Annotated in this window: 31 protein-coding genes; 8 read left to right on the forward strand and 23 right to left on the reverse strand. The window is 35.4% G+C overall.

Annotated elements, in window-relative coordinates:
* Positions 1-36 precede the first annotated feature (36 nt).
* From AC1Q51_RS07035 to AC1Q51_RS07050, 4 genes are all read right to left on the reverse strand, one after another.
* Positions 37-165, reverse strand: a complete 129-nt coding sequence (locus tag AC1Q51_RS07035) for a GapA-binding peptide SR1P (protein ID WP_000536796.1) — start codon at positions 163-165, stop codon at positions 37-39.
* 44 nt (positions 166-209) lie between these two features.
* Positions 210-338, reverse strand: coding sequence for a GapA-binding peptide SR1P (locus AC1Q51_RS07040; protein ID WP_000536803.1), 129 nt, complete (start codon positions 336-338; stop codon positions 210-212).
* A gap of 59 nt (positions 339-397) precedes the next feature.
* Positions 398-526 (reverse strand): GapA-binding peptide SR1P, encoded by a 129-nt coding sequence (locus AC1Q51_RS07045; RefSeq protein WP_000536778.1) that lies wholly within the window; start codon positions 524-526, stop codon positions 398-400.
* A gap of 195 nt (positions 527-721) precedes the next feature.
* Entirely contained in the window at positions 722-1,018 is a 297-nt protein-coding gene (locus AC1Q51_RS07050; protein ID WP_000462038.1) for a DUF3055 domain-containing protein, read from the reverse strand.
* Positions 1,019-1,148: 130 nt separating this feature from the next.
* On the opposite strand from AC1Q51_RS07050, the gene AC1Q51_RS07055 reads away from it, so the two are divergent.
* Positions 1,149-1,541: a DUF1885 family protein gene (locus AC1Q51_RS07055; RefSeq protein WP_023522926.1), complete on the forward strand. Its 393-nt coding sequence runs from the start codon at positions 1,149-1,151 to the stop codon at positions 1,539-1,541.
* Position 1,542: 1 nt separating this feature from the next.
* Here the strand turns inward: AC1Q51_RS07055 and AC1Q51_RS07060 are convergent, their stop codons facing one another.
* From AC1Q51_RS07060 to pdhA, 5 genes are all read right to left on the reverse strand, one after another.
* Positions 1,543-1,770, reverse strand: a complete 228-nt coding sequence (locus AC1Q51_RS07060; protein WP_000697470.1) for a hypothetical protein — start codon at positions 1,768-1,770, stop codon at positions 1,543-1,545.
* A gap of 232 nt (positions 1,771-2,002) precedes the next feature.
* Positions 2,003-3,415, reverse strand: coding sequence for a dihydrolipoyl dehydrogenase (gene lpdA, locus AC1Q51_RS07065; protein WP_000260104.1), 1,413 nt, complete (start codon positions 3,413-3,415; stop codon positions 2,003-2,005).
* A 5-nt stretch (positions 3,416-3,420) separates the two neighbouring features.
* Positions 3,421-4,710 (reverse strand): pyruvate dehydrogenase complex dihydrolipoyllysine-residue acetyltransferase, encoded by a 1,290-nt coding sequence (gene pdhC, locus AC1Q51_RS07070; protein WP_000863420.1) that lies wholly within the window; start codon positions 4,708-4,710, stop codon positions 3,421-3,423.
* 93 nt (positions 4,711-4,803) lie between these two features.
* Positions 4,804-5,781 (reverse strand): pyruvate dehydrogenase complex E1 component subunit beta, encoded by a 978-nt coding sequence (gene pdhB / locus AC1Q51_RS07075; RefSeq protein ID WP_000068163.1) that lies wholly within the window; start codon positions 5,779-5,781, stop codon positions 4,804-4,806.
* A gap of 3 nt (positions 5,782-5,784) precedes the next feature.
* Positions 5,785-6,900, reverse strand: coding sequence for a pyruvate dehydrogenase E1 component subunit alpha (gene pdhA, locus AC1Q51_RS07080; RefSeq protein WP_000536895.1), 1,116 nt, complete (start codon positions 6,898-6,900; stop codon positions 5,785-5,787).
* Positions 6,901-7,414: 514 nt separating this feature from the next.
* Here pdhA and AC1Q51_RS07085 point away from each other — a divergent pair.
* Both AC1Q51_RS07085 and def read left to right on the forward strand, forming a co-directional pair.
* Positions 7,415-7,561, forward strand: a complete 147-nt coding sequence (locus tag AC1Q51_RS07085; RefSeq protein WP_000274562.1) for a YjcZ family sporulation protein — start codon at positions 7,415-7,417, stop codon at positions 7,559-7,561.
* 168 nt (positions 7,562-7,729) lie between these two features.
* Positions 7,730-8,284, forward strand: a complete 555-nt coding sequence (gene def / locus AC1Q51_RS07090) for a peptide deformylase (RefSeq protein ID WP_000957039.1) — start codon at positions 7,730-7,732, stop codon at positions 8,282-8,284.
* Between the two features lie 60 nt (positions 8,285-8,344).
* Here def and AC1Q51_RS07095 read toward each other — a convergent pair whose 3' ends face one another.
* The gene (locus AC1Q51_RS07095) at positions 8,345-9,118 is read right to left on the reverse strand and encodes a Cof-type HAD-IIB family hydrolase (RefSeq protein WP_000998269.1); all 774 of its coding nucleotides are present in this window, start codon (positions 9,116-9,118) and stop codon (positions 8,345-8,347) included.
* 547 nt (positions 9,119-9,665) lie between these two features.
* Between AC1Q51_RS07095 and AC1Q51_RS07100 the strand changes: the two genes are divergently transcribed.
* Together AC1Q51_RS07100 and rnjA are read left to right on the forward strand one after the other, a co-directional pair.
* Positions 9,666-9,878: a DNA-dependent RNA polymerase subunit epsilon gene (locus AC1Q51_RS07100; RefSeq protein ID WP_000576435.1), complete on the forward strand. Its 213-nt coding sequence runs from the start codon at positions 9,666-9,668 to the stop codon at positions 9,876-9,878.
* A 4-nt stretch (positions 9,879-9,882) separates the two neighbouring features.
* Positions 9,883-11,550, forward strand: coding sequence for a ribonuclease J1 (gene rnjA, locus AC1Q51_RS07105; RefSeq protein WP_000670375.1), 1,668 nt, complete (start codon positions 9,883-9,885; stop codon positions 11,548-11,550).
* Positions 11,551-11,593: 43 nt separating this feature from the next.
* On the opposite strand, the gene AC1Q51_RS07110 is transcribed toward rnjA, so the two are convergent.
* The 10 genes from AC1Q51_RS07110 to AC1Q51_RS07155 all read right to left on the reverse strand — a co-directional run bounded on the left by AC1Q51_RS07110 (position 11,594) and on the right by AC1Q51_RS07155 (position 18,629).
* Positions 11,594-12,259: a potassium channel family protein gene (locus AC1Q51_RS07110; protein ID WP_000504032.1), complete on the reverse strand. Its 666-nt coding sequence runs from the start codon at positions 12,257-12,259 to the stop codon at positions 11,594-11,596.
* A gap of 82 nt (positions 12,260-12,341) precedes the next feature.
* Positions 12,342-13,208, reverse strand: a complete 867-nt coding sequence (locus AC1Q51_RS07115; RefSeq protein WP_001167322.1) for a hypothetical protein — start codon at positions 13,206-13,208, stop codon at positions 12,342-12,344.
* Between the two features lie 247 nt (positions 13,209-13,455).
* Entirely contained in the window at positions 13,456-14,586 is a 1,131-nt protein-coding gene (locus AC1Q51_RS07120) for an N-acetyldiaminopimelate deacetylase (protein ID WP_000218677.1), read from the reverse strand.
* Positions 14,587-14,649: 63 nt separating this feature from the next.
* Complete coding sequence (gene dapD, locus AC1Q51_RS07125; protein ID WP_000783241.1) at positions 14,650-15,372, reverse strand: 2,3,4,5-tetrahydropyridine-2,6-dicarboxylate N-acetyltransferase; 723 nt, start codon at positions 15,370-15,372, stop codon at positions 14,650-14,652.
* Between the two features lie 71 nt (positions 15,373-15,443).
* Positions 15,444-16,328, reverse strand: coding sequence for a transcriptional regulator CcpC (gene ccpC / locus AC1Q51_RS07130; protein WP_002094125.1), 885 nt, complete (start codon positions 16,326-16,328; stop codon positions 15,444-15,446).
* Between the two features lie 153 nt (positions 16,329-16,481).
* Complete coding sequence (cbpB, locus tag AC1Q51_RS07135) at positions 16,482-16,925, reverse strand: cyclic-di-AMP-binding protein CbpB (protein ID WP_000623573.1); 444 nt, start codon at positions 16,923-16,925, stop codon at positions 16,482-16,484.
* A gap of 168 nt (positions 16,926-17,093) precedes the next feature.
* The gene (abbA, locus tag AC1Q51_RS07140) at positions 17,094-17,285 is read right to left on the reverse strand and encodes an antirepressor AbbA (protein ID WP_001188692.1); all 192 of its coding nucleotides are present in this window, start codon (positions 17,283-17,285) and stop codon (positions 17,094-17,096) included.
* Positions 17,286-17,408: 123 nt separating this feature from the next.
* Entirely contained in the window at positions 17,409-17,927 is a 519-nt protein-coding gene (locus AC1Q51_RS07145) for a ribonuclease H-like YkuK family protein (RefSeq protein WP_000348490.1), read from the reverse strand.
* 74 nt (positions 17,928-18,001) lie between these two features.
* Positions 18,002-18,151 (reverse strand): hypothetical protein, encoded by a 150-nt coding sequence (locus tag AC1Q51_RS07150; RefSeq protein ID WP_000440540.1) that lies wholly within the window; start codon positions 18,149-18,151, stop codon positions 18,002-18,004.
* 241 nt (positions 18,152-18,392) lie between these two features.
* Entirely contained in the window at positions 18,393-18,629 is a 237-nt protein-coding gene (locus AC1Q51_RS07155; RefSeq protein ID WP_000055151.1) for a YkuJ family protein, read from the reverse strand.
* Between the two features lie 232 nt (positions 18,630-18,861).
* Here AC1Q51_RS07155 and AC1Q51_RS07160 point away from each other — a divergent pair, with 232 nt between their 5' ends.
* Entirely contained in the window at positions 18,862-19,098 is a 237-nt protein-coding gene (locus AC1Q51_RS07160; RefSeq protein ID WP_090977161.1) for a glutaredoxin family protein, read from the forward strand.
* A gap of 77 nt (positions 19,099-19,175) precedes the next feature.
* Here the strand turns inward: AC1Q51_RS07160 and AC1Q51_RS07165 are convergent, their stop codons facing one another.
* From AC1Q51_RS07165 to fadH, 3 genes are all read right to left on the reverse strand, one after another.
* On the reverse strand, positions 19,176-19,664 hold the full coding sequence (locus tag AC1Q51_RS07165; protein WP_001233805.1) for a DUF3993 domain-containing protein: 489 nt from the start codon (positions 19,662-19,664) through the stop codon (positions 19,176-19,178).
* Positions 19,665-19,846: 182 nt separating this feature from the next.
* Complete coding sequence (locus AC1Q51_RS07170; protein WP_000564307.1) at positions 19,847-21,064, reverse strand: EAL domain-containing protein; 1,218 nt, start codon at positions 21,062-21,064, stop codon at positions 19,847-19,849.
* A gap of 254 nt (positions 21,065-21,318) precedes the next feature.
* Positions 21,319-22,083, reverse strand: coding sequence for a 2,4-dienoyl-CoA reductase (fadH, locus tag AC1Q51_RS07175; protein WP_000660913.1), 765 nt, complete (start codon positions 22,081-22,083; stop codon positions 21,319-21,321).
* 231 nt (positions 22,084-22,314) lie between these two features.
* Between fadH and AC1Q51_RS07180 the strand changes: the two genes are divergently transcribed.
* Together AC1Q51_RS07180 and AC1Q51_RS07185 are read left to right on the forward strand one after the other, a co-directional pair.
* Positions 22,315-23,172, forward strand: coding sequence for a metallophosphoesterase (locus AC1Q51_RS07180; RefSeq protein WP_030027732.1), 858 nt, complete (start codon positions 22,315-22,317; stop codon positions 23,170-23,172).
* Between the two features lie 97 nt (positions 23,173-23,269).
* Positions 23,270-23,506: a hypothetical protein gene (locus AC1Q51_RS07185; RefSeq protein WP_098284575.1), complete on the forward strand. Its 237-nt coding sequence runs from the start codon at positions 23,270-23,272 to the stop codon at positions 23,504-23,506.
* Positions 23,507-23,665: the final 159 nt, after the last annotated feature.

The raw sequence follows: 23,665 nt of genomic DNA on the forward strand, positions 1-23,665 counted from the left end.
AAAAGCGCCTACACATGTAGGCGCTTTTTCTTATTATTAAGCTTTTGTATGTTCTTTATGGTCACATTCGCAATGAGATCCACATTTCCCGTATAGTACTGTTGATTTTTCATCTTCAAAATGTCCAATTGTTCCTTCACATACTTGGCATACGATTGTTCCCATTTTCATTTCCTCCTGAGTTTTAATAGTAATCTATTTATCTATCATTAAGCTTTCGCATTATCTTTTCTAGCACAGTCACAATTTGTTCCACATTTTCCGTAAAGTACTGTCGTTTTCTCATCTTCAAAATGTCCGATTGTTCCTTCACATACTTGGCATACGATTGTTCCCATTTTTCATTTCCCCCTAAGTTTATGGTCCTAAAAACTTTTAGCTGTCCATTTCCTATCAATTATTGGGCTTTTGTATGCTCTGTGTGATCACATCCGCAAGATCCACATTTCCCGTAAAGTACCGTTACTTTCTCATCTTCGAAGTGTGCAATTGTACCTTCACAATCTTGACATACGATTGTTCCCATTTTTCATTTCCCCCTAAGTTTATAATCCCAAAAACTTTTTTGTAACCGCTTAACTTTCTGTCTTTATTTTAATATGTTATACTTTTTACGTCAATAGGTTTTTAGTATAACACATTAAATATTTTAAATTTTAATTAGTATGCGATATTAAAATAAAAAACAGCCATATTTATAAGTACGACTGTTTCACATTAATTATTCTTCATATTCCGCATGTAAAGAAGTTGACGGAACTAGAAATTTGAAAAACTGAGCTAACTCCTTCGCTTCCTCTTCTGATCCTAATTTAAAAATCTCCTGTATATATTGAACATTCTCTACATCATCTCTTCCGAGTAAAGTAGACCTTCCTGTTTGCATACAAACAATGAGCGGTTTTCCAAAAAACATATTTGTATAAATAACACCAAAATCATAACGTGTATCATGTGTCATAAACCCTAAAAATCGTACCTTCACACTTTCATGCTCATCATACAATTTTTCAAACATTGGTTTCCACCTTTCTACATCACGTTTCATTAATAGTATATTAAACAAAACATGTAATACTCCTTTTAATTGTCAAAAAATTCAGTAGGATGTAGAATGATAGTATTCTACTAAGTTAGGGGGAACTTATATGCAACACGCCTTTATTACGCTTGTACCAAAATCCAAACAACAATCTGTTTCAATAGATGATATAAAACAACTTTTTCATTATTATAAAACAGTTACTTCTAAAACTGGTGCCCAAATTAATTACACGTATACAAATACAGCTTTTCCTTATGAAATTTTAGATACATCTACAACAACATTAAAACTTCAATCCAATCACGACCGGTATGACTCAATTTATATTGGTGTTGGTATAGAAAATGAACAATTTTTCATCCAAGTTTCTTTACCACCTAATGCAACATATGGTGACAAAGGGAAAGCAAATGAATTTTGCCGTTTTTTAGCGAAGAAATTAGAAGGAGAGTTACAATTATTTAATGGAAGAACAATGTATTTTTATAAACGTTAATTTAAAAAATAAATAATACGATTAAAAATAGTATACAATTCGAACATGTAAGAAATAACGCTTGCTTTCTTACGTGTAATACAAAATACGCTATTACATAGGCTAAATACAGGAATACGAAAAAAAGAATAACTTTATAATGAAACTTATCACCATTCGATAATGTTAATACAGTGGAAAAGCCACTCCATAGTAGTAAATGATAAAATATAACATGTAATATTTTCATGGAACCTTCTCCTTTGACATGCTCTATTTTATTAATATATGGGGTTAAGTTTGAATCAATTACATATTATAGGATGATATATATTACCTTTGAAGTAAGTTACGCCTAAATCATTTGTTAAAGTATTATATATTCATTCGACAAGTACGTTTAAAGACCTTGCAAGTCATTTGATGAAAATAAAAATAGCCCCTCTCTTACAATAAGAGAGGGGCTATTTACATTACTTAAATTATTTTACAATGTGAATTGGCATTCCAAGAGCAACTTCAGCTGCTTCCATTGTGATTTCACCTAATGTTGGGTGAGCATGGATTGTTTGAGCGATATCTTCAGCTGTCATTCCAGCTTCGATAGCTAAACCAATCTCAGAGATAATATCAGAAGCACCTGCACCTGCAACTTGAGCACCTACAAGAAGACCATCTTCTTTACGTGTTACAAGTTGTAGGAAACCGTCAGTGCTGTTTAATGATAATGCACGACCGTTAGCAGCGAATGGGAACTTAGATACAGTTACAGTCATTCCAGCTTCTTCAGCTTGTTTTTTAGTGTAACCAACAGATGCTAATTCTGGATCAGTGAAGCATACTGCAGGAATTCCGATGTAATCGATAGCTGATGCATGGCCACTAATTGCTTCTACAGCTACTTTACCTTCGTAAGAAGCTTTGTGAGCTAATGGTGGTCCAGGAACGATATCACCGATTGCATAGATGTTTGGTACATTTGTACGACATTGCTCATCGATTTCGATGATGCCGCGGTCAGTCATTTTAACTCCAACTTGCTCAAGACCGATTTCTTGAGTGTTTGGACGACGACCTACAGTTACTAATACGTAATCTGCTTCTACAGTTTGGATTTCACCTTTAACTTCAAAGCTAACTTTTACGCCAGTTTCTGTTTCTTCAACGCCTTTAGCCATAGCTTTTGTATGGATATTTACGTTACCTTTTTTCTGTAGAGCACGTTTAACAACAGAGCTCATAGCTTTTTCGAAACCAGCTAAGATTTCGTCGCCAGCTTCTACTACAGTAACTTCTGTACCGAAGTTAGCATATGCAGTACCTAATTCCATACCGATGTAACCGCCGCCGATTACAACAAGTTTTTTAGGAATTTCAGGTAAGCTTAAAGCACCTGTAGAGTTGATAACACGTTTAGAGTATTTGAATCCTGGAATTTCGATTGGTGTAGAACCAGTTGCAAGAACAGCATTTTTAAACGTATAAGTTTGAGCTGCATCTTCAGTCATAACGCGTAATGTATTAGCATCTACGAAGTAAGCTTCACCGCGAATGATTTCAACTTTGTTACCTTTAAGAAGGCCTTCAACACCGCCAGTTAATTTCTTAACTACGCCGTTTTTCCATTCTTGAACTTTTGTAAAGTCAACTTTTACGTTCTCTGCAGTGATACCCATGTCATCAGAATGCATTGCATTCTCATAACGATGACCTGCATTGATTAACGCTTTTGAAGGAATACATCCAACGTTTAAGCATACGCCACCAAGGTTAGCTTTTTCAATGATTGCTACCTTTTGACCTAATTGTGCTGCACGAATTGCCGCAACGTATCCACCAGGACCTGCACCAACAACGACTGTATCTAATTCAATTGGGAAATCTCCTACTACCATTGTTATTACGCCTCCATTACTAATAATTGTGGGTCATTCAATAGACGTTTAATTTGGTTTAACGCTTTTTGAGCAGTTGCGCCGTCAATTAAACGATGGTCAAAGCTTAGAGATAATGCTAATACTGGAGCTGCAACGATCTCACCATTTTTCACAACTGGTTTTTCAGCGATACGGCCGATACCAAGGATTGCTACTTCTGGGTGATTGATAACTGGAGTGAACCATTGTCCACCTGCAGAACCAATGTTTGTAATTGTGCAAGAAGCACCTTTCATTTCAGTTGGAGCTAGACGACCTTCACGTGCTTTACCAGCAAGATCATTGATCTCGTTAGAAATAGTGAAGATAGACTTACGATCTGTATCTTTAACAACTGGTACTAATAGACCTTTGTCTGTATCAGCTGCGATACCGATGTTGAAGTAATGTTTATGAACTACTTCTTGAGATGCATCGTCTAAAGAAGTGTTTAACATTGGGTATTCACGTAATGCAGATGTTAAAGCTTTAACAACGTATGGAAGGTAAGTTAATTTAATACCTTTGTCAGCTGCTACTGCTTTGAACTTCTTACGGTGAGCAACAAGCTCAGTTACATCAACTTCATCCATTAATGTTACGTGAGGAGCTGTGTGTTTAGAGTTAACCATTGCTTTCGCAATCGCTTTACGGATACCACTCATTTTCTCACGAGTTTCTGGATATTCACCAGCTGGAATTGGTTGTGCTTTTGGTGCTTCTTCTTTCGCTGCTGCTGGAGTAGCTTCTACTGCTGCTGGAGCCTCAGTTGCTGCTACAGTTTGTCCACCATTTGCAAATGCATCGATGTCAGCTTTTACGATACGGCCGTTCTTACCAGTACCAGCTACTTTATGAATGTCTACACCTTTTTCACGAGCGTATTTACGAACAGATGGCATAGCGATTACGCGCTCATTTACTACTTCTGCAGTTGCTGCTGGAGTAGCTTCCGCTGCTGGAGCTTCTACTGCTGCTTCTTCAGCTTTTGGAGCTTCATCATGATCGTCACCTTTAAATTTAAGGTTTTCGTATCCAGGAGCATCAAATTTAATTAATGTATCTCCTACGATTGCAACTGTTCCTTCTTCTACAAGTACTTCAAGTACTTTACCTTTAACAGGAGAAGGGATTTCTACTACTGCTTTATCATTTTGTACTTCAAGAAGTACATCGTCTTCATTTACTTCATCGCCTGGTTTAATAAACCATTTTACGATTTCACCTTCGTGGATACCTTCACCGATATCTGGTAGTTTAAATTCAAATGCCACGGAATTCAGCCCCCTGATTCATTTCATTATTATGGAATATGTACAAAAGAAACCAGCATGTGCTGATTTCTTTTGCACATGAAAAACTAAAAATTAGAAGTTCATTACTTTGTTTACAGCTTCAACAATATCCTTGTGGTTTGGTAACCATACGCTCTCTGCTTGAGAGAATGGGAATACTGTATCAGCAGCTGCAACACGTACAACTGGAGCTTCTAAGTTTAAGATTGCACGGTCGTTAATTTCCGCTACAACGTTAGCTGCAATACCAGCTTGTTTTTGAGCTTCTTGAACTACAACTACGCGACCTGTTTTTTCAACAGAAGCGATGATTGTTTCGATATCTAATGGTTGAACTGTACGTAAGTCAACAACCTCTAAAGAGATACCTTCTTTTTCAAGTTCTTCAGCAGCTTTTAATGCAGCGTGAACCATAGCACCGTAAGCGATAACAGATACATCTGTACCTTCACGTTTGATATCAGCTTTACCTAAATCAATTGTGTATTCGCCTTCTGGTACATCTTGACGGAATGAACGGTACAATTTCATATGCTCTAAGTAGATAACTGGATCGTTGTCACGAATCGCAGAGATTAAAAGACCTTTAGCATCGTATGGAGTAGATGGAATAACAACTTTTAGACCAGGTTGTTGAGCCACTAATCCTTCTAAGCTATCAGCATGTAGTTCAGGAGTATGAACACCACCACCGAATGGAGAACGAACTGTTACTGGAGCAGTCCAACGTCCACCAGAACGGTAACGCATACGAGCCAATTGACCAGAAATTGAATCCATTACTTCAAAAACGAAACCGAAGAATTGGATTTCTGGAACTGGACGGAATCCTTCAAGTGCAAGACCAACTGCAAGTCCACCAATACCAGACTCTGCAAGTGGAGTATCCATTACACGATCTTCACCAAATTCAGCTTGTAAACCTTCAGTAGCACGGAATACACCACCGTTTACACCAACGTCTTCACCAAATACAAGTACGTTAGGATCATTTTTCATTTCAACGCGTAAAGCATCAGTGATTGCTTGAATCATTGTCATTTGAGCCATGGCTTACTTCGACTCCTTTTCTTTGTAAATTTCATATTGTTCAGCTAAGTTGTAAGGCATTTTTTCGTACATGATTTCCATTAAATCAGTTACTTTTTGTTTTGGAGCTTGGTCAGCCTTAGCAATTGCTTGTTTGATATCTTCTTTTGCTTCTTCGATTACTGTCTCTTCAACTTCTTGAGACCATAGGCCTTTAGCTTCTAAGAACTTACGGAAGCGTACGATTGGGTCTTTTTGTTCCCATTCGTTTTCGATATCTTTTGTACGGTAACGAGTTGGGTCATCACCAGCCATTGTATGTGGACCGTAACGGAATGTTAAAGTCTCGATTAAAGTAGGGCCTTCGCCATTTACTGCGCGCTCACGAGCGAAAGCAGTTGCTGCGTATACAGCTAATGGATCCATACCGTCTACTTGAATTCCGTAAATACCTGCTGCTACTGCTTTTTGTGCTACAGTTTTAGCTGCAGATTGCTTTTCTACTGGAGTAGAAATTGCATAACGGTTGTTTTGAACAACGAAGATTGCTGGAGCTTTGAATGCACCTGCAAAGTTCATACCTTCGTAGAAGTCACCTTGTGAAGCACCACCGTCACCAGTGTAAGTAATTGCAACAGATTTTTTACCACGTAGTTTCATACCTAACGCAACACCAGCAGTTTGGATGATTTGCGCACCGATAATGATTTGTGGAGCTAATGCATTTACATTCTCAGGCATTTGGTTACCCATAAAGTGTCCACGAGAGAATAAGAATGCTTGGTATAATGGTAATCCGTGCCATACTAATTGTGGTACATCACGGTACCCTGGTAAGATGAAGTCTTCTGCTTCAAGTGCGAAATGACTCGCTAATTGAGAAGCTTCTTGTCCAGCTGTAGGTGCGTAGAAACCTAAACGTCCTTGACGGTTTAAAGAAATAGAACGTTGATCTAATACGCGTGTATACACCATACGACGCATTAATTCTTTTAATTGATCATCAGATAATTCAGGCATAGCTGCTTCATTCACAACTTCACCGTTTTCATTTAAAATTTGTAATGTTTCAAATTGAGCTGCGATAGCTTTCATTTGCTCATCAACATTAAATAGGGTCTTTTTTGTTTTAGTACCCATTCCGTTCACCTCTTCCTCTCTTGAACCATATTCTGAAACGCTTTCACTGGCTATTTTCCAGTTTAAAAAGCGCAACGATGTAAACCAACATGTTTGTCTGTCGGTTGAGAATAATTTTGTGTACCTAACAATCTGTACTAATGTTTTTTCAGAAACATATTAATACAATCTTGATCACGTTTTTTAGTTTACAACTATTCTAATTACGATGTCAATTACTTTGAATACGTTTTTTTATAAATAATATGCAGGTTTCTACTACACAAACGTGTTTTTATTTTTTACATCTGTATTAGTAAGCATTGACCTACTGTTATATTATTCCCTTTTTCACTTATTTTTTCTCTTAGAATAATATGTAAACGATTTAATTCTCTTTAGTTTTTCTCTCTTCGTAACAAAAATATACAAACTACTCTTCCTTTTTTAGGTAAATACCTATACATTTCCACCCCCTCTTCCATACATTATAGTAACCGCAGTATTAGCGGGAAATGATAAAGGAGGTCATCTCATGTACGGATACTCATATTGCTATCCAACTTGTTCATATCCTTCCTACGGTTATGGCGGTTCTTGTGGCGGGTCTGGACGCGGCTTCGCCTTAATCGTTGTGTTGTTTATTCTTTTAATTATCGTTGGTGCTGCTTGCATTCGCTAATGTAAAACGAAACAACTATGGAAAGAAAAAGACGGCTTTGCCGTCTTTTTCTGTTTATCACATACATAACTACTCTATAATAGAACGATTTCCAAAATGCCTACCCTTTCTTGCCGATGACTTTTTCCCTCTCCTTTGGTAGACTAAAGAGGAAAGGAGAGATTACATATGCTTACAATGAAAGATGTTATTCGCGAAGGAGATCCTATTTTGCGCGACGTTGCAGAAGAGGTGTCATTACCGGCAAGCGAAGAAGATACAACTACCTTAAAAGAAATGATTGAATTCGTAATAAATAGCCAAGATCCTGAAATGGCTGAAAAATATAGTTTACGCCCTGGAATCGGATTAGCGGCTCCGCAAATCGGTGTTTCCAAAAAAATGATTGCAGTTCATGTAACCGATGCGGATGGTACATTATATAGCCATGCATTATTCAATCCAAAAATCATTAGCCATTCTGTTGAACGTACATATTTACAGGGTGGTGAAGGCTGTCTATCTGTAGACCGCGAAGTACCTGGTTATGTTCCTCGTTATACAAGAATTACAGTAAAAGCAACTTCTATTAACGGCGAAGAAGTAAAATTGCGTTTAAAAGGTTTACCAGCAATCGTATTCCAACACGAGATTGACCATTTAAATGGCGTTATGTTCTATGACCATATCAATAAAGAAAATCCTTTTGCCGCTCCTGATGATTCCAAACCTCTAGAGCGATAATAATAAAGAGGCGGAAGATTAACTTCCGCCTCTTTATTATGAAATGGGTTCCATATTCACTTATAGCAATCCAGCCCACTTTAGTCCATGATATATACCGTCTTCACTAACATCCTTTGTCACATGATTTGCAAGTTTTTTCAAGTCTTCATGGCCATTTCCCATCACAATACCTGTGCCAACGGCTTCAATCATTTCTAAATCATTTAAACCATCTCCAAATGCATACACTTGATCACGATTAAAACCTAACTTTTCAATGTATTTCTCAATTCCTTTTGCCTTAGAACCACCATTCGGAATGATATCCATTGAATATGCATGCCAACGAATAAAATGAAAATCTGGATAATGATTAATAAACTTTTCCTCTTCATTTACTTCACAAAAAAGTAGTGTTTGATAAATATTACGTTCCTCATAAAAATTAGGCTCATATGCTGGATGCTCAAAGTTTAAGCTTCCAAAGCCTTCTTTCACATAATCATGATATTCCACTGATGCTCTCATATCTTGATGGTCAAGATATACAAGTGGATATCCTTCTTGTTTTGCAAACTGAGTAAACTTATGTAAAGCATCTGGATGTAACGGATTATTAAATATTACCTCATCTTCAAAGACAACGTATTGTCCATTAAAACTAACATAATTATGTATATCAAGTTCCTTACGAATATCTTCGAACATAAATGGCGCGCGCCCTGTCGCAATTGCTACATGTACACCTTTTTCTTGTAACTGTTTTACTGCATCTCGTGTAGATTGTGGAATTTTTTTATCATGATCTAATAATGTTCCATCAATATCAAAAAAGACAATTTTATCATTCATTTGTCAAAATCCTTTCTGGCACTCTATATTCCTATTTTGAATATCACTTTTCAAATTCTAAAAAAAAGTATAACATATTAAACATCTGTGAAGAAAGCGTTCCCTTTCTGACCTTATTTGTAAACTTTGCATATATATATTAGTAAAACATGTGGATACTTGTTCGGATGAATTTTCTTTTCCATTCTTCCTCATACTATACCTATAACTAACGGCTACTAATCGTTACTATAGAATAACTTTCACTGTATGGGAAAGGACAAGACTCACCATTCACTTTTGTCCTATCTCTTATATCAGAGATAGAATTTTCACTAGTAATATGCATGTTTAAAATAAGGAAAGGAAGGAGTAATCATGCTGAAGAAGCTGAAGAAAAAGCTCAAGCGTTATTTAAACGGTCTAGTCCGTAAAAAGACAATCGCTTAAATTGTGCCCATTTCGGGCTTTTTCTTCATTCTCATTCGAAAAAACATGAAAATCGTGACTGTTTGCTTTATAATAAGTAACAGATAATGCAAAACATAGACAAGGAGAGGTTTTCCAAATGATTTTTAAAGTATTTTATCAAGAAAAATTAACTGAGGTTCCAGTACGTGAAAATACAAAAGTTTTATATTTAGAGGCTACGTCTGAAAAGGATGTTCGTACAAAATTAAATAAGTTCGCATATAATATCGAGTTTGTTCAGTCTGTTACTGGCGCTCATCTTGAATATGAAAAAGAAAACGCTGATTTAACATTAGCGGAAATCGTATAGCGATATGAAATTTCTAAAAAACGACCAAGTTGCTGTATTTGCTCTCGGTGGGCTTGGTGAAATCGGTAAAAATACATACGCTGTTCAATTTCAAGATGAAATTATTATAATTGATGCTGGAATTAAATTTCCAGAGGACGAACTTCTCGGAATCGATTATGTAATACCAGACTACACTTATTTTGTGCGAAACGAAGATAAAATTAAAGGGTTATTCATTACACATGGTCACGAAGATCATATCGGCGGAATCCCTTACCTATTACGTCAAGTGAACATCCCGATTTACGGCGGAAAATTAGCAATTGCACTCATCAAAAACAAATTGGAAGAACACGGCTTACTTCGTAAAGCAAAACTTTACGAAATTCAAGAAGATGACGTTATTAAATTCAAAAAAACGTCTGTATCCTTCTTCCGTACAACTCACAGTATTCCAGATTCGTACGGCGTTGTTGTGAAAACACCTCAAGGTCAAGTTGTTCATACAGGTGATTTCAAATTTGATTTCACACCAGTTGGTGAACCAGCTGATTTAACAAAAATGGCTGAAATCGGTAAAGATGGCGTGCTATGTCTATTATCTGATAGTACGAACAGTGAAGTTCCAAACTTTACTATGTCTGAGCGTCGCGTTGGTGATAGCATTCAAGACATTTTCCGTAAAGTAGACGGACGGATTATATTCGCAACCTTTGCATCAAATATTCACCGCTTACAACAAGTTATTGAAGCTGCTGTTGAAAACAACCGTAAAGTAGCTGTGTTTGGTCGAAGTATGGAAGCAGCGATTGAAATCGGACAAAACCTTGGTTATATTCGTTGCCCGAAAGATACATTCATAGATGCATCTCAACTAAACCGTTTACCAGCTAATAAAGTTGTTATTTTATGTACAGGTAGTCAAGGTGAACCGATGGCAGCACTTTCACGTATTGCAAACGGTACACACCGCCAAATTCAAATTATTCCTGGAGATACAGTTGTTTTCTCTTCTTCACCAATTCCAGGAAATACAATTAGCGTAAGTCGTACAATTAACATGTTGTACCGCGCTGGCGCTGATGTAATTCACGGGAAACTTTCAAATATCCATACAAGTGGACACGGTGGACAAGAAGAACAAAAGTTAATGTTACGTCTAATTAAACCGAAGTACTTCATGCCAATTCATGGTGAATATCGTATGCAGCGTATGCACATGAACATAGCAAATGATTGTGGTATCCCTGAAGAAAATTGCTTCATTATGGATAATGGCGATGTTCTTGCTTTACGTTCTGATGAAGCTAGCGTAGCTGGAAAAATCCCATCTGGTTCGGTCTACATTGATGGAAACGGTATTGGGGATATCGGCAATATCGTATTACGAGATCGTCGTATCCTTTCTGAAGAAGGACTTGTAATTGTAGTTGTAAGCATTGATATGAAAGAATTTAAAGTTGCAGCAGGACCTGATATCATCTCACGCGGTTTCGTTTACATGCGTGAAAGCAGCGATTTAATCAATGATGCACAAACATTAATTACAACTCATTTAGAAAAAGTAATGGAGCGTAAAACAACACAATGGTCTGAAATTAAAAATGAAATTACAGACACATTAGCTCCATTCCTATATGAGAAAACGAAACGCCGTCCAATGATTTTACCAATCATTATGGAAATATAAGAAAAAGGACAATGCTATGAAGGCATTGTCCTTTTCTTTTCTCTTATCTTAAAAAGTGTTTAAATCGATCCACTTCATCGTCATGACCAATGACAATTAATATATCTCCTGCTTGAATATTCTCCGTAGCCCGAGGGGATACGATAACTTCTTTACCTCGTTTAATTGCTACAATATTCAATCCAAACTTCGCACGAATATCTAATTCAATTAAAGAGTGCCCATCAATTTTTTTATTCGCAATAATCTCTACAATACTATGCTCATCTGAAAGCTCAAGGTAGTCTAACACATTGCTTGATGCAATATTATTAGCAATCCTTTTTCCCATATCACGTTCTGGATGCACAATATGATCTGCACCTATTTTACTTAACACTTTTTCATGATAATCATTTTGAGCTTTTACAGTAATATTTTTTACACCCAATTCTTTCAAAATCAAAGTAGTTAGAATACTTGAATTTAAATTATCTCCAATAGCAACGACTACGTGATCAAAATTTCGAATACCAAGGCTTTTTAATACCATCTCATCTGTTGAATCTGCAATTACAGCATGCGAAGCTATATTTGCAAATTCATTAATTTTATCCTCATCTGAGTCGATTGCCATTACTTCCATACCTAATTGAGCTAGTTCTCGGCAAATACTTCCACCAAAGCGACCAAGTCCAATGACAGCAAATTCTTTTTCTTTCTCACCCACAGGAATTCCTCCAATAACTTCAAGTACTATTTATTTTCAGTGTAACACACTTTATATGCGTCACAAAAACTGTAATTAGCTCTTATTTTTGTTTTTGTATATAAAAATATTGTTGCAAGTAAAAAGCGATACCAACAAGTAACATAGCAAATACAAATATATTTCCAAACGAACTAAATGTTTCAAAAACGAATAATAATGTTTCTTGACCAAAAAAGGCAAATAGAAGCTGTATGAATGCAAATAACAACGCCCATATGTAATGATGTTGATGGAATAAATAATGCGTTGCACCTAAAAAAGCAATAAACGAAAAGATAAAGATCCACCAATTTTCTAAAAATAGTTGCCAACTAGAAAATTGATATCCATTTACTAATATCGCAATAAGCGCGATAACTGCCATCGTCGGCACACTCCAAAATAATGCCCGTCCTCTAAAGAAACGAGTGCCTTTAACATCACCTTTTTCATGTGCAATATATGTTAGTACTACTGTGCTTATATACAAAACAGAAAGAATTGTTAAAACGATAATAAGCCAAAAATGTAATTGATAATATTCATGTTCTATATTTGTCACGATTGCAGCTAACATGCATGGAATTAACATTCCCGTCCAACCATCTACTTTTCTTTCATTCCAAAAGACCGTATTACCAATCCTTATTCCTAACAACATAAAAATAATGATACCCAATACAAATAACGTAGTTTTATTCCCTACTAAACTCGTTGAGAAAGCAATTAATCCAATAAATAAAAAGAGCACAAACCCATTCATAATTTCTAGTACAGGTGATAAATATCTCTTCACCCATTTGTATGTTTCGTCATATTCATTATTATCTACTAAACGATAGGCATAAAAACTTATCCCAAAATAAACCGCCGCAATAATAACATACGCATATAAGACGAAACATAAAATCGCACTGCTAATTTGCACGTAATTCCCCACCCTTTTTTCTATGTTTCACATTGATTTTACACACTTTTCATACTAAAAGTAAACATATATAAGTTAGTCAAATAATTAATAATGAGCAGTGGCTAAAAACCCCCTGCTCATTATTAAAACAGTCCAATTAACTTTATTCTTTCATTTGTATGTAAATGTCTAAAATCACTCTATACGAGCGTTACTTACACCTCATAACAAAAAGTTTTTTGGAACCTTCAATAAAGCGGAAGTTTTATTTTCTATTCCCTTTCCACTTTACATATTGGCTTAAAAATGTAATTGCCTTTTCAATCACTTCTTCGTCTGGTTTTAATTTTGCATGATGTAAACCATATTCTGAATTTACTCCAAGCCAAAACATAAATCCAGGGATTTCTCGAAGCATATAACCAAAATCTTCACCTGTCATTGCCTCAGTACATGTAATAACATTCATATCTGTTTGTTTATGTACAAATTGCATAAACTCTCTTGTTAACTCTTCATGGTTATATACTTGATGATACATTGCTCCGTAATCTATAATCGCCTCACACTGGAAAGAAGCTTCGATACCTGCAACAATTGCCTCAATTCTGCTTTTCACACGCTTCATTGATTCCACTGATAATGTTCGAATCGTTCCTTCTAAACGAGATTTTTCTGCAATAATATTTTGAACCGTACCACCTGTAATTTTCCCGATTGTAATTACTGCACTATCAAGAGGATTTACATTGCGACTAATAACGGATTGAAGCTGTGTAACAAGATGACTTGCTGCAACAATCATATCATTTGCAGTATGCGGATAGGCAGCATGGCCACCTTTCCCTTTTAAATCAATATATAATTCTGAAGTATTAGCAAATAACAGTCCTTCTTTCGTTGCAATTGTCCCTACAGCGTATTCTGGTGCAATATGAAGACCAAGAATTATATTTGGTTTCCATTCTTTTAACTCTTCACTTTCTAACATAGGAAGAGCACCGCCTGGTCCTTCTTCTGCTGGCTGGAATAGAAATACAAGGTCATCATCTATTCTTTCGCTCACAGCTTTCGTTAGAAGGCCTAAACCGATTGTTGTATGTACATCGTGGCCACATGCATGCATCATTCCTTCATGAATAGAAGCAAACTCATATCCAGTTTCCTCTGTAATTGGCAGACCATCTATATCTGCACGATAACCTATTATTTTTTCTGGATTTTTTCCATTTACTTTAACGATTACACCCGTTTTCCATGTCTTCACTTCCACAAATTCAAGAGAAAGTGTTCCTATATAATCTAAAATATACTGTTGTGTTTTCCATTCCTTAAATCCAATTTCCGGAATTCTATGTAGATCTCTACGAATTTGGACAAATTTGCTTACTGTCATTTTTGCACCTCTATCTATAAAAAGCGTAAGAGCCCATTTACGCTCTTACGCTTTTTTTACTTTTTATTTCTCTGGGTTTAATTGACGAAGCTCTTGTTTAATTTCTGTTTTTGCTTTTGTCTTCTCATCAATTTCTTTAATTACACGTGCTGGAGTACCTGCAACAACTGTGTATGGAGGCACATCTTCTGTTACAACAGCTCCTGCTGCTACAACTGCACCTTTACCTACTGTAACACCCTCTAAAACAACTACGTTTGCACCGATTACTACATCATCTTCAACGATAACTGGTTTTGCAGAAGGTGGCTCAATAACACCTGCAAGTACAGCACCTGCACCTACGTGACAGTTTTTACCGACTGTTGCACGTCCACCAAGTACTGCGTTCATGTCGATCATAGAACCTTCACCAATTACAGCACCAATGTTAATTGTTGCATTCATCATAATTACAGCGTTGTCACCAATTTCAACATGGTCACGAATAATAGCACCTGGCTCGATGCGAGCTTTAATACCTTTTAAATCAAGCATTGGAATTGCAGAATTACGACGATCGTTTTCTACAACATAGTCAACGATGTGCTTATTATTCTCATCAAGAATTGTCTTAATTTCAGACCATTCTCCGAATAATACACCTGATTTTTTATTCACAAATGCTTGTACTGTTTCAGGGAATGTTACTTCTTTTAAATCCCCTTTTATGTATACCTTTACAGGAGTTTTCTTTTCACTTTTTTGAATAAACGAAATAATTTCGTTAGCGTCCATCATTTTCATTCTTGTTGCCTCCTAAATCCATTTATAATGTTACTCTACCAAACGAAAGAGCGAGTAGCAAGATAATAATCTTATTTTTCCCTTTGAATTTCTTCTATAATTTCTAAAAATGCTTGTACTTGCTTCAACTGCCTTGCCGAGTCACTTGTTAACAACCATGTTTCTCTCGTCAGTTGAACAGGTGTTTTATACATATTTTCCTGTACTTCCTTTAAAACAGTAGAAGGTAAAAGGGCGTAACCTATACCATTTAAAACAAGTTGTTTGCATGTTTCAATTTGGTCAACTACAATCGTTCGCTTAGGCGGATTAGAAAATAAACCATACCACCAATTTTGTATTTGTCCATAATAAGTTGAGTCACTTTTAAATTGAATGAACGGTCTATTTGTTTCTTTTAGCATCGAAATATCTTTTATTTCTTTATCAACTAAATACAGTTCATCTTCAAATAATTGTTGCTTTTGACCTTTATATTCTTGTGTTCCCCTCAGTATAGCAACATGAACGTCTCCTTCATAAAACTGCTTTTGCACTTCACTACTCCATCCAGTAAACAGCGATATCTTTACAGAAGGATATTTATGCACAAACTTTTTCAAAACAGGAGGGAGCCAATATTGACCAATAACTGATGCAACAGCTATTTTTAAAGTTCCATGAGTTTCCGTTCTAAAAACAGCTAGCTCACTTTTTATATCCTCTTCCTTTTGCAACATTTCTTTGGCATAATTTGCAACTTTTTCCCCTTCAGGTGTAATTGTCAATCCTTTTTGTGAGCGAATAAAAAACTTCATTCCCCATTGTTTCTCCATAGATTGTAATCGTTGACTCAGCGCAGGTTGTGAAACAAATAAACGTTCCGCCGCTTTTCTCATATTTGATTCCTGAGCTAACACAACCATCATTTGAAAATCATCAATTTGCAACTTTCTCCCTCTTTCCTTAGCTTCCATACACCTTATTCCATTAAGCTTTCATTCAGAAAATACAATTTTTCAGCGCAAACTTCCCTTATGTTTTATGTCTTTTTTAATATAATACATACACAAGTGATATGCACGAAAAAAAAGTGACTTCTTCGTTTCTATGAAGTCACTTTTCTCACGTTATCGATTATGTTGCCTTACTTTCTTATTCAACAATTTTAAAATAGCCCGACGTGTTAAAATCCCCTCAAAATAGCCTTCTTCATTAACAGCGCAAATAAAAGGATGATCAATTGTCATTTCTAAAGCTTTTGCAAATGAATCTTCTAATTTAAGAAAAGGTATATCTTCCTTCATCACCTGCTCTACTTTCATATCATCAAGTCTTTCAAACTCAATACGCTCTAATCCTAACATACCATCTAATATCATGGCCGTACTAATCAAACCATGTAATTTATACATTGGATCTAAGACAGGTATCGCCGAATATCCAGATTTCACAAGAACGAGTAAAGCATGTTCTAAACCATTTCCAATTTGGACATGAGCTACTTTTTCCGATGAAATCATTAAATCCTTCACAAGAATTTGTTGAAATTCGTCTTTCGGAATACTAATCATATTACATCCCCCATTTTCCCTTTTTCCTGCTTATGTTCATAACTCTATTCACATTTTATGACAGCGTTTTCATATTATTATTTTGTCCTAAATTTATTTCAATAAAAATACAATCACACAGCTATTTTAGCATACAGCACAAAAAAAAGACTACCATTCCGGTAGCGCTTAATACCCTTTATTTTTTAATCTGTAAAATAACCTTGTGATTTTTTTATATTGCATCACATCTGTCTGTTTCAAACCATTCTCAATGTCCGTAAGTTCCACAGCTAAAATTTCACTTGCATAATTTTGCTGAAATAAAATATCTAGTAGTAAACTTTCTTCTTCCTTCGTTAAAACAACTTCCCTTTGCATATACCCCTCTCCTTACACTCGCATCGTTACTCACTCTTATTATATAAAAAATTTAACCTATTTAATAGATGTAATATTCAGTTTTTGCCAAAAGATATGTAGCAATTATAAACATACAAAAAATCATTTCGTATATCGATTTGCATAACTAAACGCCGCATAAGCATCCGGCTTAATTTTTGCAGTTAATCCCATCGCTCGAATTTTTTCTGTCATATCTAAAATAAATTCTCTTGTTAAACCATCATTCCCAATGTCTAAATGAATTTCCATTATGAATCCAGCCCCATCTTGAGCATAAGGATGCAATAACTCCCATATTGTTTGTATATGAGTAGGCGTAAATAGACATGCGATTTCTTGACTAAACTGCGTTTCTAAATATATTTTCTCACGTAAGGTCGCTGGCTTATCTTTTACTGATCTATGGTGTAAACAACCCCAGGCACCTTTTCCAACACGATGAATATGGATTGCTGTAATAAACCTCGTATCCTTTTGATGCGCTTGCGAGTCTGTCCCAATGGATAATCGATACAAATTTCGCGGATCCTTTTCAATGAAACTACAAATACGGTTAAAGACCATATCAAAATTTAAATGTCTCTCTGAAACATTGTAAAATTTATGTGCACCGTCCACAGAGTCACGTCCTTTCAATTAGACAGACTTTTCGTATTCTCATTGTATGGGACAAAAACTAAAATTATAACTTCCTATCCTTTATTCGTTTCAATATTTCGAATTACAAAGTGACAAACTTGACACGTATAAATTACATTTTGATTAGATTGAGCCGTTAATACATGAATAATCTCAGCAGAACTTTGACAATTAGGACAAATCACAACTGGTAAACGTTCCATACGATAACCTCCTAGTTATATTTCTCCCGCTATTTGCAGAACCCAGCAATTGTGAGAAGTTTAGCTTCACATATTCACCCGGTTGACGGGACTACTTATCCACATGGATAAGCAAACTTGCACGGATTAAATTTTCATTTTAATACCATTGTAGGAAAAATAAAAAACTTCTATACATTACGCTGGAAAGTAATAGAACTAAAAAAGGTACTGCCATATGGCAGTACCTTTTTTATATGTATCAAGAAATGATATCGTAAATCTCAATTGCAACCATGTCGATATTATCGAATTGGTACACTTGAGGTTTTTCACCTTGTTGATACACTTCTAACTCATACATTTCACTTTTATCGAAAAATTTCACGCTACATTTGCGCTCACCGTTCACTTCAAAATAGCGTTGTGCTACTTCACCGCTTTCAGCTTGTTCTTGTAGACTAACAAGTCGAGTTAAAATTCCTTGGAGTAGAGACATGAAATCTCTCCTTTCTCTGATCTTCCTACCAATAGGTTTTACAGCTATACTCATTCTATCCGTCATAACAGAAAAAATGTTCCACACTCTAGGATAAAGGTTATTAGCCAGAAACTCAACTAAAATTTGTCGAAATGCGAAGGAAAAAACAGAAAGAACATATTTCCCCTTCTTTATTGCGGTTTTTATACTGGAAGAATATAATAAAAAACAGAAAAAGGGAGGAATTACAATGAAAAAAATTGAGGTTTATACACAACCTGATTGTCCGCCATGTGTTATTGTGAAAGAATTTTTGAAGCATAATAACGTTGCATATGAAGAATTTGACGTAAAAAAAGACGCTGCTGCTCGCAACCGTCTTTTAAGCGACTATGATTCCTATTCAACTCCAACAGTCGTAATTGATGGCGAAGTAGTTGCAGGTTTTCAAATTGAAAAGTTACAACAACTACTCAATATAGAATAGGAATAGGTAAATACCTATTCCTATTCTTATCCCGCTGTTTGTAGATAGTAAAACTCCCACTAATTAAAAGTTTCACTTTATAATTGTTGCAACCTTTTTATTTCAGTTAAAAGTTCCTGACTTTCATGATATCCTGCTAACTTCCATTTATCTTGATCCCTTTTCAATGTTACAATTTGATATTGTCCACTTTTTGTCCGCTCATATACATATAAATTTTTATGCTCTTGATCATACGACATTTTCGTTTCTGAATTAAAAGAAAACGGTGCTTCTTTTGCCGGAAGTAAATATTCACCACTTTGTTTATCACTTCTGCTATTTTCATCTGTAAATACTTGAAGGAAATTATCTGTAAAATACGGTGATAACGTCTCTATCATCTTATTCATCGGCAAATGCTTCCCACGAATTGAAAACTGGGTTTCATAGCCTTTTTGTATCGTTGTAAATACTTCTTTCCGATCAACTTCCACTTCCTCTTTCCCTAAAACAGTCGTAACACTATAACCAACTAGAAAGGCAACACATACAAATAGAACAAGCCATATTCCATATTTCCTCATTTTTTCACCTTCCTTTTAAAAGAACTTGTCTTTGTAGTATTCATTGTAACAATGATTATGCAAAGAAAGGACAGATTTCGTTCGTAAAATCTTTACAACGATAGACAGCATTTTCATCACCATTTTCACTATTACCAATTTATGATAAAAACAAACAAAAAATGCACGAATCTCTTCGTGCATTAAAATAAAACATCTTCTTCATATAAATACTCATATGATAAATCTATAAATAAAAAGTTGTCATCATCTATTGGAAAAGAAAATGTTCGTACCATTTCGCCCGTTTCGATATCTGCATATAAATCTGAAAGCCTTGCCTTATTCTCAAAACGCATTTTCATGATATTCTCGAGAAAATACGGGCGCCAACTCCAGTTCTTCATATAATAATCCGGCATCACAATCCATTCTCCATCTTTTTTCATAACATTTCCTGATTGTTGGAAACCATCTTCATTACAAATAAATATGCGAAAACTATACTGTGATACACTTTGACTAAATTGTAATAACCAATCATTGATATCTTCATTCTTTTTTTGTTTTGATAAAACATCGCCAATTCGATCGCGTAACATCTCTGTTAAATTATAAATTTTTTGTAACTTCTTCTTTTCATGCTGAATAAACTGATGACATTCATTACCAAGTCGCTCTTTCAAAACATTCGTTTCAATAAAATCAGGTAAACATTCTTTCAAATAATTACCTTGATAATATCTTCCACCGTTTTTCCAAGCATATTGCAATTGATAAAAAGCATCTATTTCTTCATATAACAAGGTTGCACCAATTCTTCTAGCAAGTAATGATAAAGAATATAAAATATCTTGATAAGATTGTAAAAGTGCTGTTTGCCTTAAGTTCGTTAAATCTACTTTTAAAATATCAGGTGCTAACACGCTAATACGCTCTAAATTACTTGTGCCCGTTCCGACCTTATTAATCGAAATTTGAATACCATATGTACGATAATACATAAGCAAATGATTAAATTGCTCTATATCTTCTTTACATTCATGCTCTGTAATCTCTAAAACAATTTGTTTTAAATTTAAACCTTGTTCTTCATACCTCAATAAAAGTTGAAGCAAGCTTTCATCATCATCATTCATTAATACATTAGCATTCCGATGTATAAATAATAATAATTTTTGATCGCTTTCTAAATAACGATTTAAAGCTTTTTCTACTATAATATTATCCGCTTCCAGTTGAAATTCACTTGGAATCGAATCATCGTGAAAGAAAGAAGCTAAACTTTGTATGCCCTCTTCTGTTTGAATACGTCCTACTACTTCATATCCAATTACAGTATGCTCATCAGCACTAAAAATAGCTTGATAATAAGGAAGGACTTTATCCAAGTTACTCATTACATCTAATGCATCTATCAACGTGCTTCCCTCCCTTTACTTTTCAAAAATTATAACATGATATTTACGGAAAAATAATAAAAAATCCCTTCAGTTTTCCTGAAGGGATTAGAGGGGTAAAATGCTAAGGGGAATTAGCAATTCTACTATGAAGAAAAAAGAGGTCTTAAATATAACGTATATATGACCTCTTGTAAACACTTTTCTTTCATATGTCACAATTCCGTCACATTTAACCATAAAAAAATGAATCAAACATTCATTTTTTATCCCTTTTAAAATGGATATTGATGTAAATGTTGTCCTCCATCCATTGTCATGCAAGTTCCATTTATGTACGCCGCTTCATCTGAGCATAAATAATAAGCTAGACCAGCGATTTCTTCTGGCGTACCCAGCCTTCCAAGCGGAACACTTTGTATCGTACGCTTAGCCATTTCTTCTGAAATCCATAATTTATCAGCACCGCCCGTACGTTCAATTGGTCCTGGCGCGATAGCGTTAACTCGTATTCCATATTTACGCCCCCACTCAACAGCGAGCGTCTTCGTCATCGCTAATACCCCTGCCTTCGCTGCAGCCGAATGAATCACTCCTGGACCTGCATCCCATGCATACGTTGCTACCATGTTAATGATATTCCCTTTTATACCTTTTTCAATCCAATATTTTCCGACAGCATGACTACAGTAAAACGTACCGTTTAACACAATATTAATGACTGAATTCCAGCCATTCACAGATAAATCTTCTGCTGGACAAATAAAGTTTCCAGCTGCATTATTTATTAAAACATCAATTCTACCAAACTTCTCATCAATCTGTTCAATCATTTTCTGAATGTCATCCGTATTTCTTACATCCATTTGTACAGGTAATACTTGCCCTGGAAATTGTTCAATTTCCAACTTTGTTTCCTCTAGTTTTTCCTTTGTACGTCCTGTAATAACAACTCGTGCCCCTTCTTTTGCAAAACGAGTCGCCATTCCTTTTCCCATTCCACTCGATCCACCTGTTATAATAACTACCTTTTCTTTCACATACATCCCCTCCAAAAAATGAATACACATTCATTTTATCACTTTATTTAATAGAAATCTTTATATTTTTAAACTTTTCTGATATTTTAGCGTAAAGAACTTTCTTTTTATTCATTTTTTTTCGTAATCTATACTACTTTTTTATTATGTAAAGTATATTTTAAATAAACTGAAAGGAGATTTGAGTAGCCTATAAATGGAATAAAAACATTGAGGTATACTCATATTTTTATGAAGCACATTACAAGAAGAAATTTTTTAAAAATTGGTATGCGTACTTGTCTCTATTCATTTATAACCAGTAGCATCGGATACTACTATGCTAAATATATAGAGCCCCATTTCATTTCTTTTACACAGCACACATTAAAATCACAACTCATCCCAAAAAGTTTTCATGGTATGAAAATTCTTCAATTCAGCGATTTACATCTCGGATACTATTTCTCGCTTCAACATTTATCTAAAGTTGTTTCTAAAATTAATGCTGTAAATCCAGATATTGTCCTTTTTACCGGAGATCTCATTGATAATTATCAAACGTATACTGACACTCCTTTCGTTGCATCCATTTTAAAAAATATACAAGCCCCCTTTGGTAAATTCGCTATTTATGGTAACCATGATCACGGTGGATATGGAACTGAATACTATGAGCACATCATGCGTGAATCAGGATTTGAGCTATTGCTCAATAGTGAAAAAAGAATTCGCTTAATGGATAATAGTGAAATTTCTATTTTCGGTCTCGATGATATACTATTAGGCAAACCAAAAATAGAGAAAACATTAGAGCATGCACGGCAAAGTACTTATAACATTGTTCTTGTTCACGAACCAGATATCGCGCCCAAAGTTTCTAGATATCCAATCAACTTGCAACTTTCTGGTCATAGTCACGGCGGACAAGTACAAATTCCTTTTTTAGGAGCTATTATTACACCTTCACTCGCCAAAGACTATATTGAAGGCTTCTATACAATTCAGGATTTAACTCTCTATGTCAATCGAGGCCTGGGAAGAACACGTGTCCCATTTCGTTTTATGTCAAAACCTGAAATCACAATTTTCACACTCCAACATTCGTAATAATTCGCCTATTTTCTTACATATCCTTTCTTGTACGCGCTCATCCACGTTTTGTTTACCATATGATAAAAGTGAGTCCAATAAAGGAGGTATGTTCATGTATCCATATTATCAACCAATTCCAGTCCGTTCAGCACCTATTGGTCCAGTAGGCGACTCACGCTTCTTCCCGTTTTTTGGCGTTCCCTTTCTAGCTGGAATTGCTGGTGGATTGCTCGGCGGAGCATTAGCTTTCGGCCCTCGACCATTTTATCCACCTTATTCACCACCTTTCCCGCCGCCAGCACCTTATCCTTGTTACGGTGGACCATGTCAGCAACCATACTATTACTAAGTTAAAATAACGATTCTTTCAAATATTATTCTCTCAACGAGCCATCTCATTACACGCTTATAATAAAACTATTGTTTCTACTCATCCTTCCATTTTTGGAGCATATGAGTAGAAAAAAGTAAAAACCTCTTATTGACATAAGAGGTTTTTACTTTTTTC

Source organism: Bacillus sp. MT94 (assembly GCF_058792475.1).